The organism is Streptomyces polyrhachis (assembly GCF_042663125.1).
Taxonomy (GTDB): domain Bacteria; phylum Actinomycetota; class Actinomycetes; order Streptomycetales; family Streptomycetaceae; genus Streptomyces; species Streptomyces polyrhachii.
In genome coordinates this window covers 1-15,360 of the sequence record NZ_JBHSZO010000026.1, presented here as the reverse complement: position 1 = coordinate 15,360, position 15,360 = coordinate 1, and the positions used below count along the sequence as shown (strand labels likewise).

17 protein-coding genes and 1 pseudogene are annotated in these 15,360 nt (G+C 70.8%); 9 read left to right on the top strand and 9 right to left on the bottom strand.

Annotated elements, in window-relative coordinates; translation table 11 throughout:
• Positions 1 to 96: 96 nt before the first annotated feature.
• Positions 97 to 1,011, top strand: coding sequence for a DUF4097 family beta strand repeat-containing protein (locus ACFQLX_RS17155; protein WP_386416069.1), 915 nt, complete (start codon positions 97 to 99; stop codon positions 1,009 to 1,011).
• A gap of 2 nt (positions 1,012 to 1,013) precedes the next feature.
• Positions 1,014 to 1,991, top strand: coding sequence for a PadR family transcriptional regulator (locus ACFQLX_RS17150; protein ID WP_386416067.1), 978 nt, complete (start codon positions 1,014 to 1,016; stop codon positions 1,989 to 1,991).
• Between the two features lie 81 nt (positions 1,992 to 2,072).
• Here ACFQLX_RS17150 and ACFQLX_RS17145 read toward each other — a convergent pair whose 3' ends face one another.
• From ACFQLX_RS17145 to ACFQLX_RS17120, 6 genes are all read right to left on the bottom strand, one after another.
• Positions 2,073 to 2,600: a Clp protease N-terminal domain-containing protein gene (locus ACFQLX_RS17145; protein WP_386416064.1), complete on the bottom strand. Its 528-nt coding sequence runs from the start codon at positions 2,598 to 2,600 to the stop codon at positions 2,073 to 2,075.
• Positions 2,600 to 2,809, bottom strand: a complete 210-nt coding sequence (locus ACFQLX_RS17140) for a helix-turn-helix domain-containing protein (RefSeq protein ID WP_386416061.1) — start codon at positions 2,807 to 2,809, stop codon at positions 2,600 to 2,602. The genes ACFQLX_RS17145 and ACFQLX_RS17140 overlap by 1 nt, the downstream gene beginning before the upstream one ends.
• Before the next feature lie 75 nt (positions 2,810 to 2,884).
• A complete protein-coding gene (locus tag ACFQLX_RS17135) occupies positions 2,885 to 3,850 on the bottom strand; it encodes a zinc-binding dehydrogenase (protein ID WP_386416058.1) in 966 nt (321 codons plus the stop codon).
• 143 nt (positions 3,851 to 3,993) lie between these two features.
• On the bottom strand, positions 3,994 to 4,758 hold the full coding sequence (locus ACFQLX_RS17130; protein ID WP_386416056.1) for an amino acid ABC transporter ATP-binding protein: 765 nt from the start codon (positions 4,756 to 4,758) through the stop codon (positions 3,994 to 3,996).
• On the bottom strand, positions 4,755 to 5,732 hold the full coding sequence (locus ACFQLX_RS17125) for an amino acid ABC transporter permease (RefSeq protein WP_386416054.1): 978 nt from the start codon (positions 5,730 to 5,732) through the stop codon (positions 4,755 to 4,757). The genes ACFQLX_RS17130 and ACFQLX_RS17125 overlap by 4 nt, the downstream gene beginning before the upstream one ends.
• A 24-nt stretch (positions 5,733 to 5,756) precedes the next feature.
• On the bottom strand, positions 5,757 to 6,686 hold the full coding sequence (locus ACFQLX_RS17120) for an ABC transporter substrate-binding protein (protein ID WP_386416052.1): 930 nt from the start codon (positions 6,684 to 6,686) through the stop codon (positions 5,757 to 5,759).
• A 600-nt stretch (positions 6,687 to 7,286) separates the two neighbouring features.
• On the opposite strand from ACFQLX_RS17120, the gene ACFQLX_RS17115 reads away from it, so the two are divergent.
• On the top strand, positions 7,287 to 8,492 hold the full coding sequence (locus tag ACFQLX_RS17115; RefSeq protein ID WP_386416051.1) for an NAD(P)-dependent malic enzyme: 1,206 nt from the start codon (positions 7,287 to 7,289) through the stop codon (positions 8,490 to 8,492).
• Between the two features lie 373 nt (positions 8,493 to 8,865).
• Positions 8,866 to 9,477: a CGNR zinc finger domain-containing protein gene (locus ACFQLX_RS17110; RefSeq protein WP_386416048.1), complete on the top strand. Its 612-nt coding sequence runs from the start codon at positions 8,866 to 8,868 to the stop codon at positions 9,475 to 9,477.
• On the opposite strand, the gene sodX is transcribed toward ACFQLX_RS17110, so the two are convergent.
• Positions 9,399 to 9,836: a nickel-type superoxide dismutase maturation protease gene (gene sodX / locus ACFQLX_RS17105; RefSeq protein WP_386416045.1), complete on the bottom strand. Its 438-nt coding sequence runs from the start codon at positions 9,834 to 9,836 to the stop codon at positions 9,399 to 9,401. The genes ACFQLX_RS17110 and sodX overlap by 79 nt on opposite strands.
• Before the next feature lie 142 nt (positions 9,837 to 9,978).
• On the opposite strand from sodX, the gene sodN reads away from it, so the two are divergent.
• Positions 9,979 to 10,374 (top strand): superoxide dismutase, Ni, encoded by a 396-nt coding sequence (gene sodN / locus ACFQLX_RS17100; protein ID WP_386416043.1) that lies wholly within the window; start codon positions 9,979 to 9,981, stop codon positions 10,372 to 10,374.
• Between the two features lie 249 nt (positions 10,375 to 10,623).
• Here sodN and ACFQLX_RS17095 read toward each other — a convergent pair whose 3' ends face one another.
• A complete protein-coding gene (locus ACFQLX_RS17095) occupies positions 10,624 to 11,178 on the bottom strand; it encodes a GNAT family N-acetyltransferase (RefSeq protein WP_386416042.1) in 555 nt (184 codons plus the stop codon).
• Positions 11,179 to 11,273: 95 nt separating this feature from the next.
• On the opposite strand from ACFQLX_RS17095, the pseudogene ACFQLX_RS25815 reads away from it, so the two are divergent.
• Positions 11,274 to 11,381 (top strand): annotated as a pseudogene (locus ACFQLX_RS25815) (tyrosine-type recombinase/integrase); the annotation flags it as partial.
• A 575-nt stretch (positions 11,382 to 11,956) separates the two neighbouring features.
• On the opposite strand, the gene ACFQLX_RS17090 reads toward ACFQLX_RS25815, so the two are convergent.
• Positions 11,957 to 12,136 carry a hypothetical protein gene (locus ACFQLX_RS17090; RefSeq protein ID WP_386416041.1) on the bottom strand — a complete coding sequence of 60 codons (180 nt, stop codon included), beginning with the start codon at positions 12,134 to 12,136 and terminating at the stop codon, positions 11,957 to 11,959.
• A gap of 275 nt (positions 12,137 to 12,411) precedes the next feature.
• Here ACFQLX_RS17090 and ACFQLX_RS17085 point away from each other — a divergent pair, with 275 nt between their 5' ends.
• The 3 genes from ACFQLX_RS17085 (at position 12,412) to ACFQLX_RS17075 (ending at position 15,297) form a co-directional block, all read left to right on the top strand.
• Positions 12,412 to 13,548: a winged helix DNA-binding domain-containing protein gene (locus ACFQLX_RS17085; RefSeq protein WP_386416038.1), complete on the top strand. Its 1,137-nt coding sequence runs from the start codon at positions 12,412 to 12,414 to the stop codon at positions 13,546 to 13,548.
• Between the two features lie 128 nt (positions 13,549 to 13,676).
• A complete protein-coding gene (locus ACFQLX_RS17080) occupies positions 13,677 to 14,105 on the top strand; it encodes a VOC family protein (protein WP_386416036.1) in 429 nt (142 codons plus the stop codon).
• 97 nt (positions 14,106 to 14,202) lie between these two features.
• Positions 14,203 to 15,297 (top strand): magnesium and cobalt transport protein CorA, encoded by a 1,095-nt coding sequence (locus ACFQLX_RS17075; protein ID WP_386416033.1) that lies wholly within the window; start codon positions 14,203 to 14,205, stop codon positions 15,295 to 15,297.
• Positions 15,298 to 15,360: the final 63 nt, after the last annotated feature.

Below are 15,360 nucleotides of genomic sequence, written 5' to 3'. Positions count from 1 at the left end.
CGGGCACCCACTTCCCTCCCGCCGATCCGCGATATATCGTGAAAATGCAGTGGACGCGATACAGCGCGTCCCGGGAGTGCCCGGGGAGGACGGCGGATGCCCGACGAGCAGCAGGTGGCGGGGCCGGCGACGATCGACTGGACGGCTGAGGACGCGCCGATCGACACCTTGAAGGTCCGCCTGGTGAGCGGCGCCGTCAACATCGTCGGCTCCAGCACGCCGGGTGCACGCCTGGAGGTGCGCGACATCAAGGGGCCGCCGCTGCGCGTCAGCCGCGAGCAGGGCACGCTCACCGTCGCGTACGAGGACCTGAGCTGGCACGGCTTCCTCGGCTGGCTGGACGGCGGCGGCAGCCCCCTGGCGCACCGGATGCGCCGGCGCCGCGCCACGGTCAGCCTGGTGGTGCCGGCCGGCACCCGGGTCGAGGTCGGCGTCGTGGACGCCGCCGCGGTCGTCTCCCGGATCGCCGGCCCCGTCGAGGTCCGCTCCGTCAGCGGGGACGCGACGCTCGTCGGGATCGCCGGCGAGGTGCGCGCCGGGACCGTCTCGGGGCGGGTGGAGGCCCAGGCCGTCAGCGGCGATCTGTCCTTCAACTCCGTCTCGGGCGAGCTGACCGTGATCGACGGCGGCAGTGCGCAGGTGCGCGCGGCCTCCGTCTCCGGCGACATCCTGGTCGACCTCGTGCCGGCCGCCCGCGCCGCCGAGGTCACCGTCAACTCCGTCTCCGGGGACGCGGCGCTGCGGCTGCCGGAGAGCGCCGACCTGGAGGTCGAGGCGCACACCACCGGCGGCCCGGTCTCGGTGGCCTTCGAGGGCCTCGACGTCTCGGGGCGCTGGGGCGCCCGGCAGGTCAGCGGGCGCATCGGCCGGGGCAGGGGGAAGGTGCGTGTCACCACCGTCTCGGGCGCCGTCGCCCTGCTGCGCCGCCCACCGCACGCCGACCCCGACGACAGCGCTCCCGACGACAGCGCTCCCGACGGCAGCGCCCCCGCCTCCGGAAAGGTGCTCTAGCCATGGCCCCCGTCTTCGCCCACGGCCGACTGCGGCTCTATCTGCTGGGGCTGCTCAACGAGGCGCCCCGGCACGGCTACGAGGTGATCCGGCTGCTGGAGGAGCGCTTCCAGGGCCTGTACGCGCCCTCGGCCGGCACCGTCTACCCCCGGCTGGCCAAGCTGGAGGCCGAGGGCCTGGTCACCCACACCTCCGAGGGGGGCCGCAAGGTCTACTCCCTCACCGGGGCCGGCCGTGAGGAACTGGCCGCGCGCCAGGACGAGTTGGCCGAGCTGGAGCTGGAGATCCGCGAGTCGGTCGCCGAGCTGGCCGCCGACATCCGCGCCGACGTCAGCGGCTCCGCCCGCGATCTGCGCCGCGAGATGCGCCAGGCCGCCAAGGAGGCGCGCGGCGGCGCCGCGAAGGGCTCCGGCGCCCCGTACACCGAGCGGGAGGTGTGGCGGGTGGCCAAGGACGAGCTGCGGCGCGCGAAGCAGGAGTGGAAGGAGCAGGTGCGGCGGGCGAAGGAGGACGCGCGGGCCGAGTCGCAGGAGGAGATGCAGCGCATCGCGCGCCGGGTCCAGGAGCAGGTGCAGACGCACGTGCGCTCCGGCGACTGGCAGGGGGCGCTGCGCGAGGGAATGGCGGAGTTCAGCCGCGAGATGGGCTCCTTCACGGGCCGCCGCGCGGGCCATCCCGCGCCGGAAGGGCCAAAGGCGCCGGAAGGGCCAGAGGTCCCGGAGGCGGCGAGGACGCCGGAGGCTGCGCAGGCTGCGGCTCCGGTCGACCTGCCCGGCTGGGCGAAGGAGGGCGCCGCACCCGACTCCCCCGCGGACCGCATCCGCGAACTGGAGCGGCTGCTCGACCGCTTCCGCGACGACGTCCGCGACGCGGCCCGCGACCACGGCGTCTCCGCCGGCCAACTGCGCGAGGCCCGGCGCCACGTGTCGACGGCGGCGGCGCACGTGGTGGCGCTGCTGAAGACGCCGGGGCAGCGGTAGGCCCGGAAGAGCGGTAGGACGTACGGGGCCGGGCAGCCCGTCCCGGCCGCCCGGCCCCGTACACCTCGCGCCCCTTGAGTGCTACGAGGCCCGCCGCCCCCCGCCGTCCAGCGCGGCCTCCACCGCCGCGTACGTCACGCCGTTCTCGGCCAGCACCTCCGCCGCCACCCCGGGGACGCCGATCAGCGCGAGCAGCAGGTGCTCCGCCGCGATGTGCTTCTCGCGGCGCCCCAGCGCCACCCGCAGCGAGCGCTCCAGCACCTTCCTGGCCTCGGGGCTGAAACGGCTGCGCTGCCCGCGCGACCTCCCGCGGGGCGCCAGCGCGCCGGCTCCGTGGGTCTCCTCGACCCGGCCGACGATCTCCTCGACGTCGATCCCGATCTCCGCCAGCGCCGCCGCGTCCGCCCGGGAGATCCCGGCCCGGCGGCGCGCGGCGCCGAGCCCCTCCTCGATCGCCGCGCGCCGCCCGCCGAGGAGCGGGAGGGCGTCCTGCCGCAGCAGCGCGAGCAGCAGGTGCTCCTCGGTGACCCGCCGGTCCCCCGCCCGCTCGGCCCCTTCGCACGCACCGCGCACGGTGTCGCGCGCGGTCTGGGTGAAGCGCTCGAACATCACTGCCTCCCGTGCTTCTTGTGGACCGCCTGCCGGCTCACGCCCAGCTCGGCGGCGATGTCCTGCCACGACCAGCCCTGTGCCCGCGCCGAGCGCACCTGCACCGCCTCCAGCCGCTCCAGCAGCTGCCGCAGCGCGGCGACGGCCCGCAGCCCCACCCGGGGGTCGCGGTCGCCGGCGCGCTCCGCGAGATCCGTTGCCTCTGTCATGCATGTCAACCTACATTGACACCGGGAGGTGTGTCAACTTCGGTTGACATGCGGGTGCGGGCGTACGGCCGGAGGTCAGCCGTTCGTCAGCACGACCTTGCCGAAGAGGTCGCCCCCCGCCATCCGCGCCAGGCCCTCGCGCGCCCGCTCCAGCGGCAGCACGCTGTCGATCACCGGCCGGACGCCCTTCGCGGCGCAGAAGCTCAGCAGCGAGGACAGCTCGTCGCGGCTGCCCATGGTGGAGCCGACGACCTTCAGCTGCAGGAAGAAGATCCGCTCCAGCTCGCCCACCGCGGGCGTGGTGCCGCTGGTCGCGCCGGAGATCACCAGCGTCCCGCCGGGCTTGAGGGACTTGACCGAGTGCGACCAGGTCGCCGCGCCCACCGTCTCCATGACCGCGTCCACCCGGTGCGGCAGCCGCGCGCCCGGCTCGAAGGCGCCCTCGGCGCCCAGCTCCACGGCCCGGCGGCGCTTGGCCTCGTCGCGGCTGGTCGCGAAGACCCGCAGCCCGGCCGCCGCGCCCAGCACGACCGCCGCCGTGGCCACCCCGCCGCCGGCGCCCTGCACCAGCACACTGTCACCGGGGCGCACACCGCCGTTGGTGAAGAGCATCCGGTACGCCGTCAGCCACGCGGTCGGCAGGCAGGCCGCCTCCTCGAAGCTCAGCTCCTTCGGCTTGGGCAGCACGTTCCACGCGGGGACGGCCACCCGCTCGGCGAAGCTGCCCTGGTACTTCTCGGTGAGGATCGACATCCGCTCGCCGGGCCCGACGCCGTGGCCGCTCTCGCCGATGACGGAGTGCAGCACGACCTCGTTGCCGTCGGCGTCCACCCCCGCCGCGTCGCAGCCCAGGATCATCGGCAGCCGGTCGGCGGTGATGCCGACGCCGCGCAGGGTCCACAGGTCGTGGTGGTTGAGGGAGGCGGCGCGGACGTCGACCACCTGCCATCCGGGGGGCACGTCGGGTTCGGGGCGCTCGCCCAGTTCGAGGCCGTCGAGCGGCTGGGCAGGGTCGATGCGGGCTGCGTAGGCGGCGAACATGGGGCCGAAACTACGCGCTGTACGGGGGTCTGCTCCACACCCCGGATACGGAAGCGGTGTAGGTCACTGCCGCACAACGCCGCGGGGGCGGCACGGACCACGTGGATCCGTACCGCCCCCGGACGTGAGGATGCAAAAGCCGCCTACAGCACCTTCGACAGGAACGCCTGCGTGCGCACGTGCTGCGGATTGCCCAGGACGTCGCGGGGACGGCCCGACTCGACCACCACGCCGTCGTCCATGAAGACCAGCGAGTCGCCGACCTCCCGGGCGAAGCCCATCTCGTGGGTGACGACGATCATCGTCATCCCGGACTCCGCCAGATCGCGCATCACGTCCAGCACCTCGCCGACCAGCTCCGGGTCGAGCGCCGAGGTGGGCTCGTCGAAGAGCATCAGCTTGGGCTCCATCGCCAGCGCACGGGCGATGGCGACGCGCTGCTGCTGGCCGCCGGAGAGCTGGGAGGGGTAGTGGCCGGCCTTGTCGGCCAGGCCCACCCGGTCCAGCAGCTTGCGCGCCCGCTCGCGGGCGACCGCCCGGGACTCGCCCTTGACCTGGACGGGGGCCTCCATGACGTTCGCCAGGGCCGTCATGTGGGGGAAGAGGTTGAAGCGCTGGAACACCATGCCGATGTCCTTGCGCTGCGCCGCGACCTCCTTCTCCTTCAGCTCGTAGAGCTTGTCGCCCTTCTGGCGGTAGCCCACCAGGTGCCCGTCGACGGAGAGCCGGCCGCCGTCGATCTTCTCCAGGTGGTTGATGCACCGCAGGAAGGTCGACTTGCCGGAGCCGGACGGGCCGACCAGGCAGAAGACCTCGCGGGGCGCTACCTCCAGGTCGATGCCCTTGAGGATGTGCGCGGCGCCGAAGGACTTGTGGACGCCCTCGGCCCTGACCATGGGTGTCGTCATCGCGGGGACCTCGTTCCGAGCAGGCGCGGCGGGGTGCGCAGGTTCGCCTTCACCTTCTGCCACGGGGTGGGCGGCAGGTTGCGGACGGACCCCTTGGCGAAGTGCCGCTCGACGTAGAATTGGACGATGCTGAAGACCGTGGTCAGCGCCAGGTACCAGATGGCCGCGACGAAGTACATCTCCATCACGTTCAGCGTTCCCGTGGAGATCGACTTGGCCACGTAGATCAGCTCGGGATAGGTGATCACCATCGCGAGCGAGGAGGTCTTCAGCAGGTCGATGAACTGGTTGCCCGTCGGCGGCACGATCACGCGCATGGCCTGCGGCAGCACGATGCGGCGCATCGTCCGGCCCGAGCTCATGCCCAGCGCGTGCGCGGCCTCGGTCTGGCCCTCGTCCACGGACTGGATACCGGAGCGGACGATCTCGGCCATGTACGCGGCCTGGTTCAGGCCCAGTCCCAGCAGCGCGGCCAGGAACGGCGTCATGACCTCGGTCATCTCGTCCTTGTAGATCGGACCGAGGTTGAGGACCGGGAAGATCAGCGCGAGGTTGTACCAGATCAGCAGCTGCAGCAGCACGGGCGTGCCGCGGAAGAGCCAGATGTAGCCGTTGGCGAAGAGCGAGACCACCGGGTTCTTCGACAGCTTCATCACGGCCAGGACGACGCCGAGGACGACGCCGAGGACGAAGCTGTACACGGTGATCTTGACCGTGTTCAGCACGCCGGTCATGATCCGGTCGTTGAAGAGGTACTCGGGGACGTCGCTCCACTGGATCTTCGCGTTCGCGAACGCGAGGCCCAGCATGGCGAGCAGGCCGAGCACCACCACGGCGCTGACCCAGCGCCAGGGGTGCCGTACGGGGATGGCGCGGATGGCCTGCGCCGGCACCGGGGTGGCGGCGTCGGCCTTGGCGGGGCCGGACCCGGCCGGGGGGGTGTCGGCCGGGTCCGGGGCGTTCTTGTCAGTCACGGGGAGAACTTTCCGACGGGGGTATTACTCGGAGCCGCCGTTGACGGCGGCCTTGTCGACGCCGCCCTGCTCGACGTTCCACTCCTTGAGGACCTTCTCGTACTCGCCGTTGGCGATGATCGCGTCCAGCGCCTTGGCGATGGCGTCGCGGAGCTGCTTGTTCTCCTTGGTGACCGCGATGCCGTAGGGGCCGGCGTCGACCTGCTCGCCGACGACCTCGAAGTCGTTGCCGCCGCCGGAGGTCTTCGCGTTGTACGCGGCGACGGGGAAGTCGTTCAGGTCCGCCACCGCGCGACCCTGCTTGACCTGCAGCAGCGCCTCGGTGTCGGTCTCGAACTCAAGGGTCTTGATCTTCTTGCCCGCGGGGCACTTGCCGTTCTGGGCCTTCGCCACGTCGGCGCTGACGGTGCCGCGCTGGTAGGCGATGGTCTTGCCGCAGAGGTCGTCGAGGCTCTGGACGCCCTTCGGGTTGCCCTTCTGGGCCAGGATGGAGACGCCGGCGGTGAAGTAGTCGACGAAGTCGACCTTGCCCTGGCGCTCCTTGGTGTCGCTCATCGAGGACATGATCACGTCGTAGCGGCCGGTGTCCAGGGACGGGATCAGGTTGTCGAAGACGCCGCTCTCGAACGCGAACTCGACGCCCATCTCCTTGCCCAGGGCGGCACCGATGGCGACGTCGACACCGGTCGCCTTGCCGTCCTTGTCGGTGAACTCCATCGGCGCGTAGTTGATGTCGGAGCCGACCTTGACGACGCCCGAGTCCTTGATCTTCTGCGGCAGGTCGTACGCGGGGGCCGAGGCGGAGGAGTCCTTCGTGCCCGCGTCGCCGCTCTCGGCCTTGTCCGTCTGGTCTCCGCAGGCCGACAGGACGAGAGCGCCGGCCGCCGCGAGGGCGCCGACCGCTGCCAGACGCGACTTCGCAGCGGTGGTACGCCGGGTGGTGCTTGCGGTCATGCTGGTTCCTCCTGCAGATCATGAGCGTGGCCCGATGTGGCTCCCGACTGCGCGGGCGAACAATCGAACCCCGGTGTGATTGAGGGCATCTTTACATCCGGAGTTGAGCATTCAGTGAGCCGCCCGCATCAAGATCCGATAACAGGGCTTTCGCCGTGAGTGCGGGAGACGCCCCATGACAAGGCGATACGGGCACCGCCCGCGTTCGTACGAGAGCTAGATCACGGAGCGCACCTCACCTATGCCACCACGCTAGGACAGACCACTCCCTACCCCCACTTTTTCCTGCGCCGATCCGGCACGGAGGCGACCGGCCCCCACGAGCGATTGCGCACGGATCGGTAATCCCGGACAGCGCGTCCGCACCGCTCACCGGCGTGACGTGACCGATACTTGCTCGCCAGCCGTAGCGATCTTGCGGTAGACAGGACCCTTACACCCCTCATCCGGGGCAGGACGCGTGTGCGGCGCGTCCGCGTGTCCGCGTCAATGGGCCCCACGTTGAACCCCAGGGCCCGAGCGGACGTTGTGCCCGCCCCGCCTCCGCAACCAGGAGGCGGACACACCCTCGACAGCACTTCAGACCAAGGGGTCAACACAGTGGCAGCGGAGATCGTCAACCCTCCCAGTGACACCGGCGCCTCGCAGGACGATTTCTTCGATCCCGCGTTCGCACTCCATCGCGGCGGCAAGATGGCCATCCAGGCCACCGTGCCCGTACGCGACAAGGACGACCTGTCCCTCGCCTACACGCCGGGCGTGGCCAAGGTCTGCAGCGCCATCGCGGAGCACCCTGAGCTGGTCCACGACTACACCTGGAAGTCCCAGGTCGTGGCCGTGGTCACCGACGGCAGCGCGGTGCTCGGCCTCGGGGACATCGGTCCCGAGGCGTCCCTTCCGGTGATGGAGGGCAAGGCCATCCTCTTCAAGCAGTTCGGCGGCGTGGACGCGGTCCCCATCGCGCTCGACTGCCGCGGGGTGGACGAGATCGTCGAGACGGTGGTCCGGCTGGCCCCGTCCTTCGGCGGCATCAACCTGGAGGACATCTCCGCCCCGCGCTGCTTCGAGATCGAGCGCAGGCTGCAGGAGCGGGTGGACATCCCGGTCTTCCACGACGACCAGCACGGCACCGCCGTCGTCACCCTCGCCGCCCTGCGCAACGCGGCGAAGCTGACCGGCCGCGGGCTGGGCGAGCTGCGCGCGGTGATCTCCGGCGCGGGCGCGGCCGGGGTCGCCATCGCCAAGATCCTGGTCTCGGCCGGGATCGGCGACGTGGCGCTGGCCGACCGCAAGGGCCTCGTCTCCACCGACCGCGAGGACCTGAACCCGGCCAAGCGCGAGATCGCCGAGCTGACCAACCGGACCGGACTGACCGGCTCCCTGGAGTCGGCACTGGCGGGCGCGGACGTCTTCATCGGCGTCTCCGGCGGTACGGTCCCGGAGGCGGCGGTGGCCTCGATGGCCCCCGGCGCGTTCATCTTCGCGATGGCGAACCCGACCCCGGAGATCCACCCCGACGTGGCGCACCGGTACGCCGCGGTGGTCGCCACCGGCCGCTCGGACTACCCCAACCAGATCAACAACGTCCTGGCCTTCCCCGGCATCTTCGCCGGCGCCCTCCAGGTCCGCGCCTCCCGCATCACGGAGGGCATGAAACTGGCCGCGTCCCAGGCCCTGGCGGACGTCATCGCCGACGAACTGTCCCCCGACAAGGTCATCCCCTCCCCCTTCGACCCCCGCGTGGCCCCCGCGGTCACGGCAGCGGTGGCGGCGGCGGCCCGCGCGGAAGGCGTAGCCCGCCGCTGACGCGCGGGAGCGCGGAGGGGGGACGCCGCCGCAGGGGTAGGGGGGTGTATGTCGACGCGGTGGGCGATACGCGGTGTGCGGTTGCGCGATGTTCGGCATGCGGATGCACGGATGCACGGTGTGGTCGGTTCTGGCCGAACTTGTCAGCAAGAACCGACCACACAGCCCGTCCGGCGTTTGAGGACGAGGCGCGCAGCGCCATTCCAGCCCGGCCGGCGTTTGAGGCCAGAGCCGCGAAGCGGCGATCCGGGGCCCGGGGGCGAAGCCCCCGCAGCGCGACGGGACCACCACCCCCGACATGTAATACCCTGAACCAATAGTCGCCCGTTACAACCCGGCACAGACCCCAGACCCCTTCCCGTAAGGACAAAAAGTGGAGCTGGCCTACTACTCACAGCTGGCGGTGCGCCTGGTCAACACCGAGGAGCCCGCCCGCGGCACCGACACCCTCACCTCACTGGACGCCGTACGCGACCTCTTCGGCCCCAGCCGGCACGCCGCCCGCCGCGCCACCGAGGCGGACGTAGCGCGGCTGCGTGCCGTACGGGCCCGGCTGCGCGCCGTCTTCGAGGCGGCCGGCGAGGGGGACGAGCTGCGCGCGGTGGACCTGCTCAACGCGCTGCTGATGGAGTTCCCGGTGAGCCCGCAGATCTCCGGGCACGACCACCGCGACGGCGAGGGGCACCCCCAGTGGCACCTGCACATCGCGGAGGCCCCGGTCAACGCGGGCGCGGGCTACGCCGCGAGCGCCTGCATGGGGCTGGCGGTGCACCTCACCGACCACGGCCTGGACCGCCTGGGCATCTGCCAGGCCGCGCCCTGCCAGAACGCCTACCTCGACACCTCGACCAACCGCTCGCGCCGCTACTGCTCCGACCGCTGCGCGACCCGCGCCAACGTCGCGGCCTACCGCGCCCGCAAGCGCCTGGAGAGCGGCCGCACGGCCCCGGCCGCCCAGGACACCGCCGAGCGCACCGTGCGCTGAGCTGCGACGTCCGACGGCGGGCGCAGCCGCAACAGGGCGCGGGCGAGGACCAGTTCGTCCGGTACGGGGCCGAAGTCGCGGCTGTCGTTGGCGAAGGCGGCGAGGGTGTTGTCGCTGAGCACCCACCAGCCGCCGTCGCGCCGCTCCACCGCGCGTTTGACGATGAAGAGGTCCTGTTGCAGGGGATGGCGCAGCAGCAGCACGTCACCGGGGCGCACCACCGCCCCGTAGCGGACGAGCAGGGTGTCGCCGGAGTTGACGGTCGGTGTCATGGACGGGCCGGAGACCTCGACCAGCCCCAGCCGCCGCGGCCCGCGCCGCCCGGCCTCCCGCTCACGTTCGTCCATCCGCTGCGGCATGGTCTCGACCTCCTCGGTCCATCGTCCTCCCCGTACTACCCTCGCACCGGACTTTCGGCCTAAGCCCCCCGGGGCACCCGGCGCGTTGCCACCCGTAGCGAGTAGTGTCCCTACCCAAGAAGGATCACAAGGAAGGACTCCCATGTTCTCTCGACTGTTCGGCTCCAAGGTGAAGGCCAGCGCCCACTGCGACCTCCCCTGCGGCGTGTACGACCCCGCCCAGGCCCGGATCGAGGCCGAGTCGGTCAAGGCGATCCAGGACAAGATGCAGGCCAACGACGACCTGGAGTTCACCATCCGGGCCACCGTGGTCAAGGAGCAGCGCGCCGAGCTCGCCAAGCATCACATCTCGGTGCTGTGGAGCGACTACTTCAAGCCCGTGCACTTCGAGAAGTACCCGCAGCTGAGCGAGCTGGTCAACGAGACGCTGAAGGCGCTGAGCGCGGCGAAGGCGTCCAAGGACCCGGCCACGGGCCAGAAGGCCCTGGACCTGATCGCCCAGGTCTCGGACATCTTCTGGGAGACCAAGAAGGCCTGACCGCAGACCAACCCCCGGACCCACGGTCTCCTCGACCACACGGTCCCCCGGCCCGCACCCGGCCCGCATGCCGCCGACAACGGCGTCCATGACGGACCGGGTGCGGTCTTGCGTCCGCAGGACGCGAGGGCCGAGGCGAGGCTGCGGGGATGGCGGGCTCAGCACGCTGCCCGGCACCCTCCCCTTGGCTCTTCCCCGGCGGCCGGCCCGGATGCCCGATCAGCACCGGCCGACTCACCCAGCGGCCGATCACGGCAGGTCGACTGCCAGCATCGAATACATGATCATGTCCCGACGCGCCTCGCCCACCCGCTGCCAACTGCGGAGCAGGCCCTCACGCTGGAAGCCGACACGCTCAGCCGTCCGCCGGGACGCAATATTCCACGGCTCGACATACAGCTGAAGCCGAGGAATCTGCAGGTCACCAAGGGCCCAGGCGGCAACCGCTCTAAGGGCTTCCGCAGCAACCCCCTGCCCACGAGCCGACTCGACCACCCAATAGCCCAACGACGCACGGCCCTCGTTCAGATCCTTCAACCACAGGCCGACCGTCCCAAGCGGCTGACCGTCCTCAACCCGCACGATGACAAACGGATACCCGCTACCAGCAGATGCCCGCTCCCACTGCCGCCGGACGAATGCCTCGCCCGCCTCTTGGGAGTACGTCGAGGGAACAGTCGTGATCAACGGGATGTGCTCGTCGCTCGACGCCTCCCGAACGAGAGCCAGATCGCCGAACTCCCAGGGGCGGAGCACGAAACGGTCGCCTGCAACCAAGCGCGGGACATCCAAGGGGGTAACCATGATCGCATCCTGCCGCGACCGCCGCTTGGACGCACTCCCATTTCACCGCTGCCACCAGGGCATTCGGACAGCTCCAATACCCGACGCCGCCATTACACGTCCGACTGCGCCTCCAACGCCAAGCCATCGACACCCTCGGCAGCATCCTCAGCCAGCCCAACGACGACCCCGACGCTCCACCCGCCGCGGCCGTCGTTCACTGACGTTAACAATCTTGATATCTTGCCGCCCGAGCACAATCAGGCGCGCAGATGTCGAGTACTTCAAGGCAGGCATCTCGAATAGTCGGACCACCGGTCAAGGACTCGCGAGCCAGGAGCCATCCACCCTCAGCCGCCGCCTCCATGCACCGCCGCCCGAGAGCGTCGGCTCGGAAACTGGCGGCCTGCACGAGGTGGAAGAGCAAGTCCAGCACTGCGATCCGCACAGCGTCTGGACGGGGTTCGACCAGCGCTGCAAGGAGAACCCGGATCGTCGGCTCGGCAGCGCTGAACACGTCGTCCTGCGCAAAGACGTGGTTCTCCATGGCCTGCCAGAGCTCGCCTCGCGCCGAAGTCGAATCAGGCGAGACAAACGCAACAAGGCTCTCACCGAACCCGTAAGCGGGTCCCGTCAGCAGCTCGAACTCGGCCCAGTCCACCGACCGGATGAGGAGCTCTGCGAGAGACGCCGGACTCTGGCTCACTGACCCCACACTCCTCCAGGATTCTGCTCCGGCTCCTCGCGGGAACAGCGAGGGCGGACACTTCGGTGGACATCGAATGCGGACGTTGGCAGGTCAGGCCGCTCTCGGCCAGGGGCGCAGCATGTCGATCTCCGGGTCGGCCCCGTCATACTCGGAGCAGATGCGCTGCGGTTCGGTGAAGAACACCAACCCCGCATACGCGACCGCGACGTCCTGGATCGGCTGGAACTCCGCACCGATCCGCACGTAGCTCTGGATTCGTACGCGGCTCATGACAACATCCATGGTAGAGCTGGCCGATGCGGACTCGGGACACGCCCAGAACGTAGCCGACACCGTTCGGACTGCCCTGCGCCTGGACACTATCCGCCGCGCGGTGACGGCAGATGTGTGGCCGAGGGCCCCTGACAGGGGTGGTCGCCAGCGTGGAATCCCAGGCCGCGACCCGGATGTTCGGTGCCTTGCCGGACTCGTTGCCCGACTGCTCCACCCGTTCCTTGGGTGTCCCCGTACGGTCGGCTCGTAGCGATGGTTGATCGGAGGGTGTGGTGGCGGACGTGCTGGGTGGGCGGGCGTTGAACCGGGCGCTGTTGGAGCGGCAGTGGCTGTCGGCGCGGCGGGATGCGGGGGCGGTGGGGCCCGTGGCGGCGATGGAGCATCTGGCGGGGATGCAGGCGCAGGCGGGGGACGCGCCGTACTACCAACTCCACGCCCGATTGGACGGCTTCACGCCCCGGGCGCTCTCCGATGCCCTGACGGACCGGGCGGCGGCCCGGGTGGTGCTGATGCGCGGGACCATCCATCTGGTGAGCGCCCGCGACGTGCTGCCGATGCGGACGGTCGTGCAGCCGTTCCTGGACACGGTGCTCTTCCACAGCACGGCGGGCAAGCAGGTGGCGGGCGTCGATCCGGCGGCCGTCACGGCGGCGGCGCGCGAGGTGCTGGCCGACGGTCCACTGGCCAACGAGGAGTTGGGCGAGCGGCTGGCCGGGCGGCTGCCGGGATATGAGGGCAACGCGCTGGCGTACCTGGCCCGTTGCCTGCTGCCGCTGGTTCAGGTGCCGCCACGCGGGGTCTGGGGGCAGGGCGGTGGGCTGGTGTACGCGCTGGCGGAGCAGTGGCTCGACGTCGAGGCAGGCACCGGCCGCGCCGCCGATCCCGCTACCGACGCCACCCCCGACGACCTCGTCCTGCGCTATCTCGCCGCCTTCGGTCCGGCCTCCGTCGCGGACGCCCAGAAGTGGTCCTCGCTCACCGGGCTGCGGGCGGTCTTCGAGCGGCTGCGGCCCCGGCTGGTGTCGTACCGCGACGAGGCGGGGCGCGAGCTGTTCGACCTGGCGGGCACCGAACTTCCCGATCCCGGTCGGGAGATCGAGCCCTTCCTGCTCGGCCCCTTCGACAACGCGCTCCTCTCGCACGCCGACCGCAGCCGGATCATCGCCAAGGAGTACGAGCGGAAGGTCTTCACCCACAACGGCATCGTCCGGGGCGCGATCATGCTGGACGGATTCGTCGCGGGGCTGTGGAAGCCGGTGCTCAAGCGCCGCGAGGCGACGGTGGAGTTCACCGCGTTCCGTACGTTCACGCGCGCGGAGAGGGCGGCGCTGGAGCAGCGGGCCGCGGAGCTGCTGGAGTTCGCGGCGCCGGAGACGGAGCGCCGGCGCACCGTCTTCACCGAGCCGTGAGGCCGGTCCCGTAGAACCGGCGGAAGATTCCCTCCCCGAACGCGATGACTTCCCCGCCCACCCCCGGTCTACCCCTGTGCAAGCACACCCCGGCGCCGCACGGGCGCACCGCAAACGGAGGACCCCTCATGTCCCAGCAGCTGATCTTCGTCAACCTCCCCGTCCAGGACCTCCCCCGCGCGAAGGAGTTCTTCGCCGAGCTGGGGTACTCCTTCAACCCCCAGTTCACCGACGAGAACGCCGCCTGCCTGGTCATCAGCGACTCGATCTACTTCATGCTGCTGACCGAGCCCTTCTTCAAGACCTTCACCAAGCGCGAGATCCCCGACCCCGCCACCCACGTCGGGAACATCAACTGCCTCAGCGCCGAGAGCCGCGAGGCCGTGGACGCCATCGTCGACAGGGCCATCGCGGCGGGCGCCAAGGAGCACGGCCAGCCCGAGGAGATGGGTGACTTCATGTACGGGCGCAACTTCACCGACCTCGACGGCCACCTGTGGTCGTACATGTGGATGGACGTCGAGGCGGCCGCCGCGGCCGGCGGCCCGGCCGCCTGAGCGGGGGCCGCGGTCCGGCCGCGCAGGCCGGATCTTGCCCGCGACCGCCGTCGGACAGCACACTGGGCGCACTACAGGCCACAGCCCAGGGGAAGTCTTGTCCGTCGTACGCCGCACCCTCCGCTCCGTCGTCAAACTGCCGGGGCGCCGCCGACCGGTGGACCTCAGCCATCCCGTCCGCTCCCCGCTGGGCAGCGCGGTCGAGAACTGCGTGGTCTACGTCGACGGCGCCCGCCGCCCCGGCGACCTGGAGCCGCAGGACGCGGTGCGGCTGGTGCGCACCAAGGGCGAGGGCTTCGTCTGGATCGGGCTGTACGAGCCCAGTGAGCGCGCGTTCGCCCCGATCGCCGAGCTGTTCGACCTCCACCCGCTGGCGGTGTCGGCCGCCCTGGAGGGCGGCCCGCGCCCCCGGCTGGAGGTGTTCGGGGACATGGCGCTGGCGGTCTTCAAGCCCGTCGCCTACGTCGAGCACGCCGAGCTGACCGCCACCTGCGAGGTGGTGGAGTCCGGTGAGATCACGGTGCTCACCGGCCCGGACTACGTGATCACCGTCCGGCACGGCCGGCACGGCACGCTGGGGCCCGTACGCGAGGGGCTGGAGGCCAGCCCGGAGCTGCTGGCGCACGGGCCGAGCGCGGTGCTGTACGCGGTGGCGGACCAGGTGGTCAGCGACTGCCTGACGGCGGGCGAGGGCATCCTCACCGACATCGACACGGTGGAGACGGACGTCTTCGGCGACAACCACGCCCTGGCGGACGTGGCGCGCATCTACCACCTCAAGCGCGAACTGCTGGAGCTGAAGCGGGCGGTGGCGCCGCTGGCCCGGCCGCTCCAGCAGCTGGCGGAGAAGCCGATGCTGGCGGTGGACCCGGCGATACGCCCGTACTTCCGCGACGTCGCCGACCACCAGTCGCGGGCGATGGACCAGATCAACGGCTTCGACGAGCTGCTGCTGTCGATCCTCCAGGCCAACATCGCCCGGGTGTCGATGGCGCAGAACGAGGACATGCGCAAGATCTCCGCCTGGGTGGCGATCCTGGCGGTGCCGACGATGGTCTGCGGGGTCTACGGCATGAACTTCGACCACATGCCGGAGCTGCGCTGGACGTACGGCTACCCGGCGGTGCTCTGCGTGATCGCCGGCATCTGCTTCACCCTGCACCGCGCGTTCCGCAGGCGCGGCTGGCTCTGACGGTACGGAGCCGGCCCGTGGAACGCTGGGAGGAGACCCCCACCCAGTCCTCCGGAGGCGGCA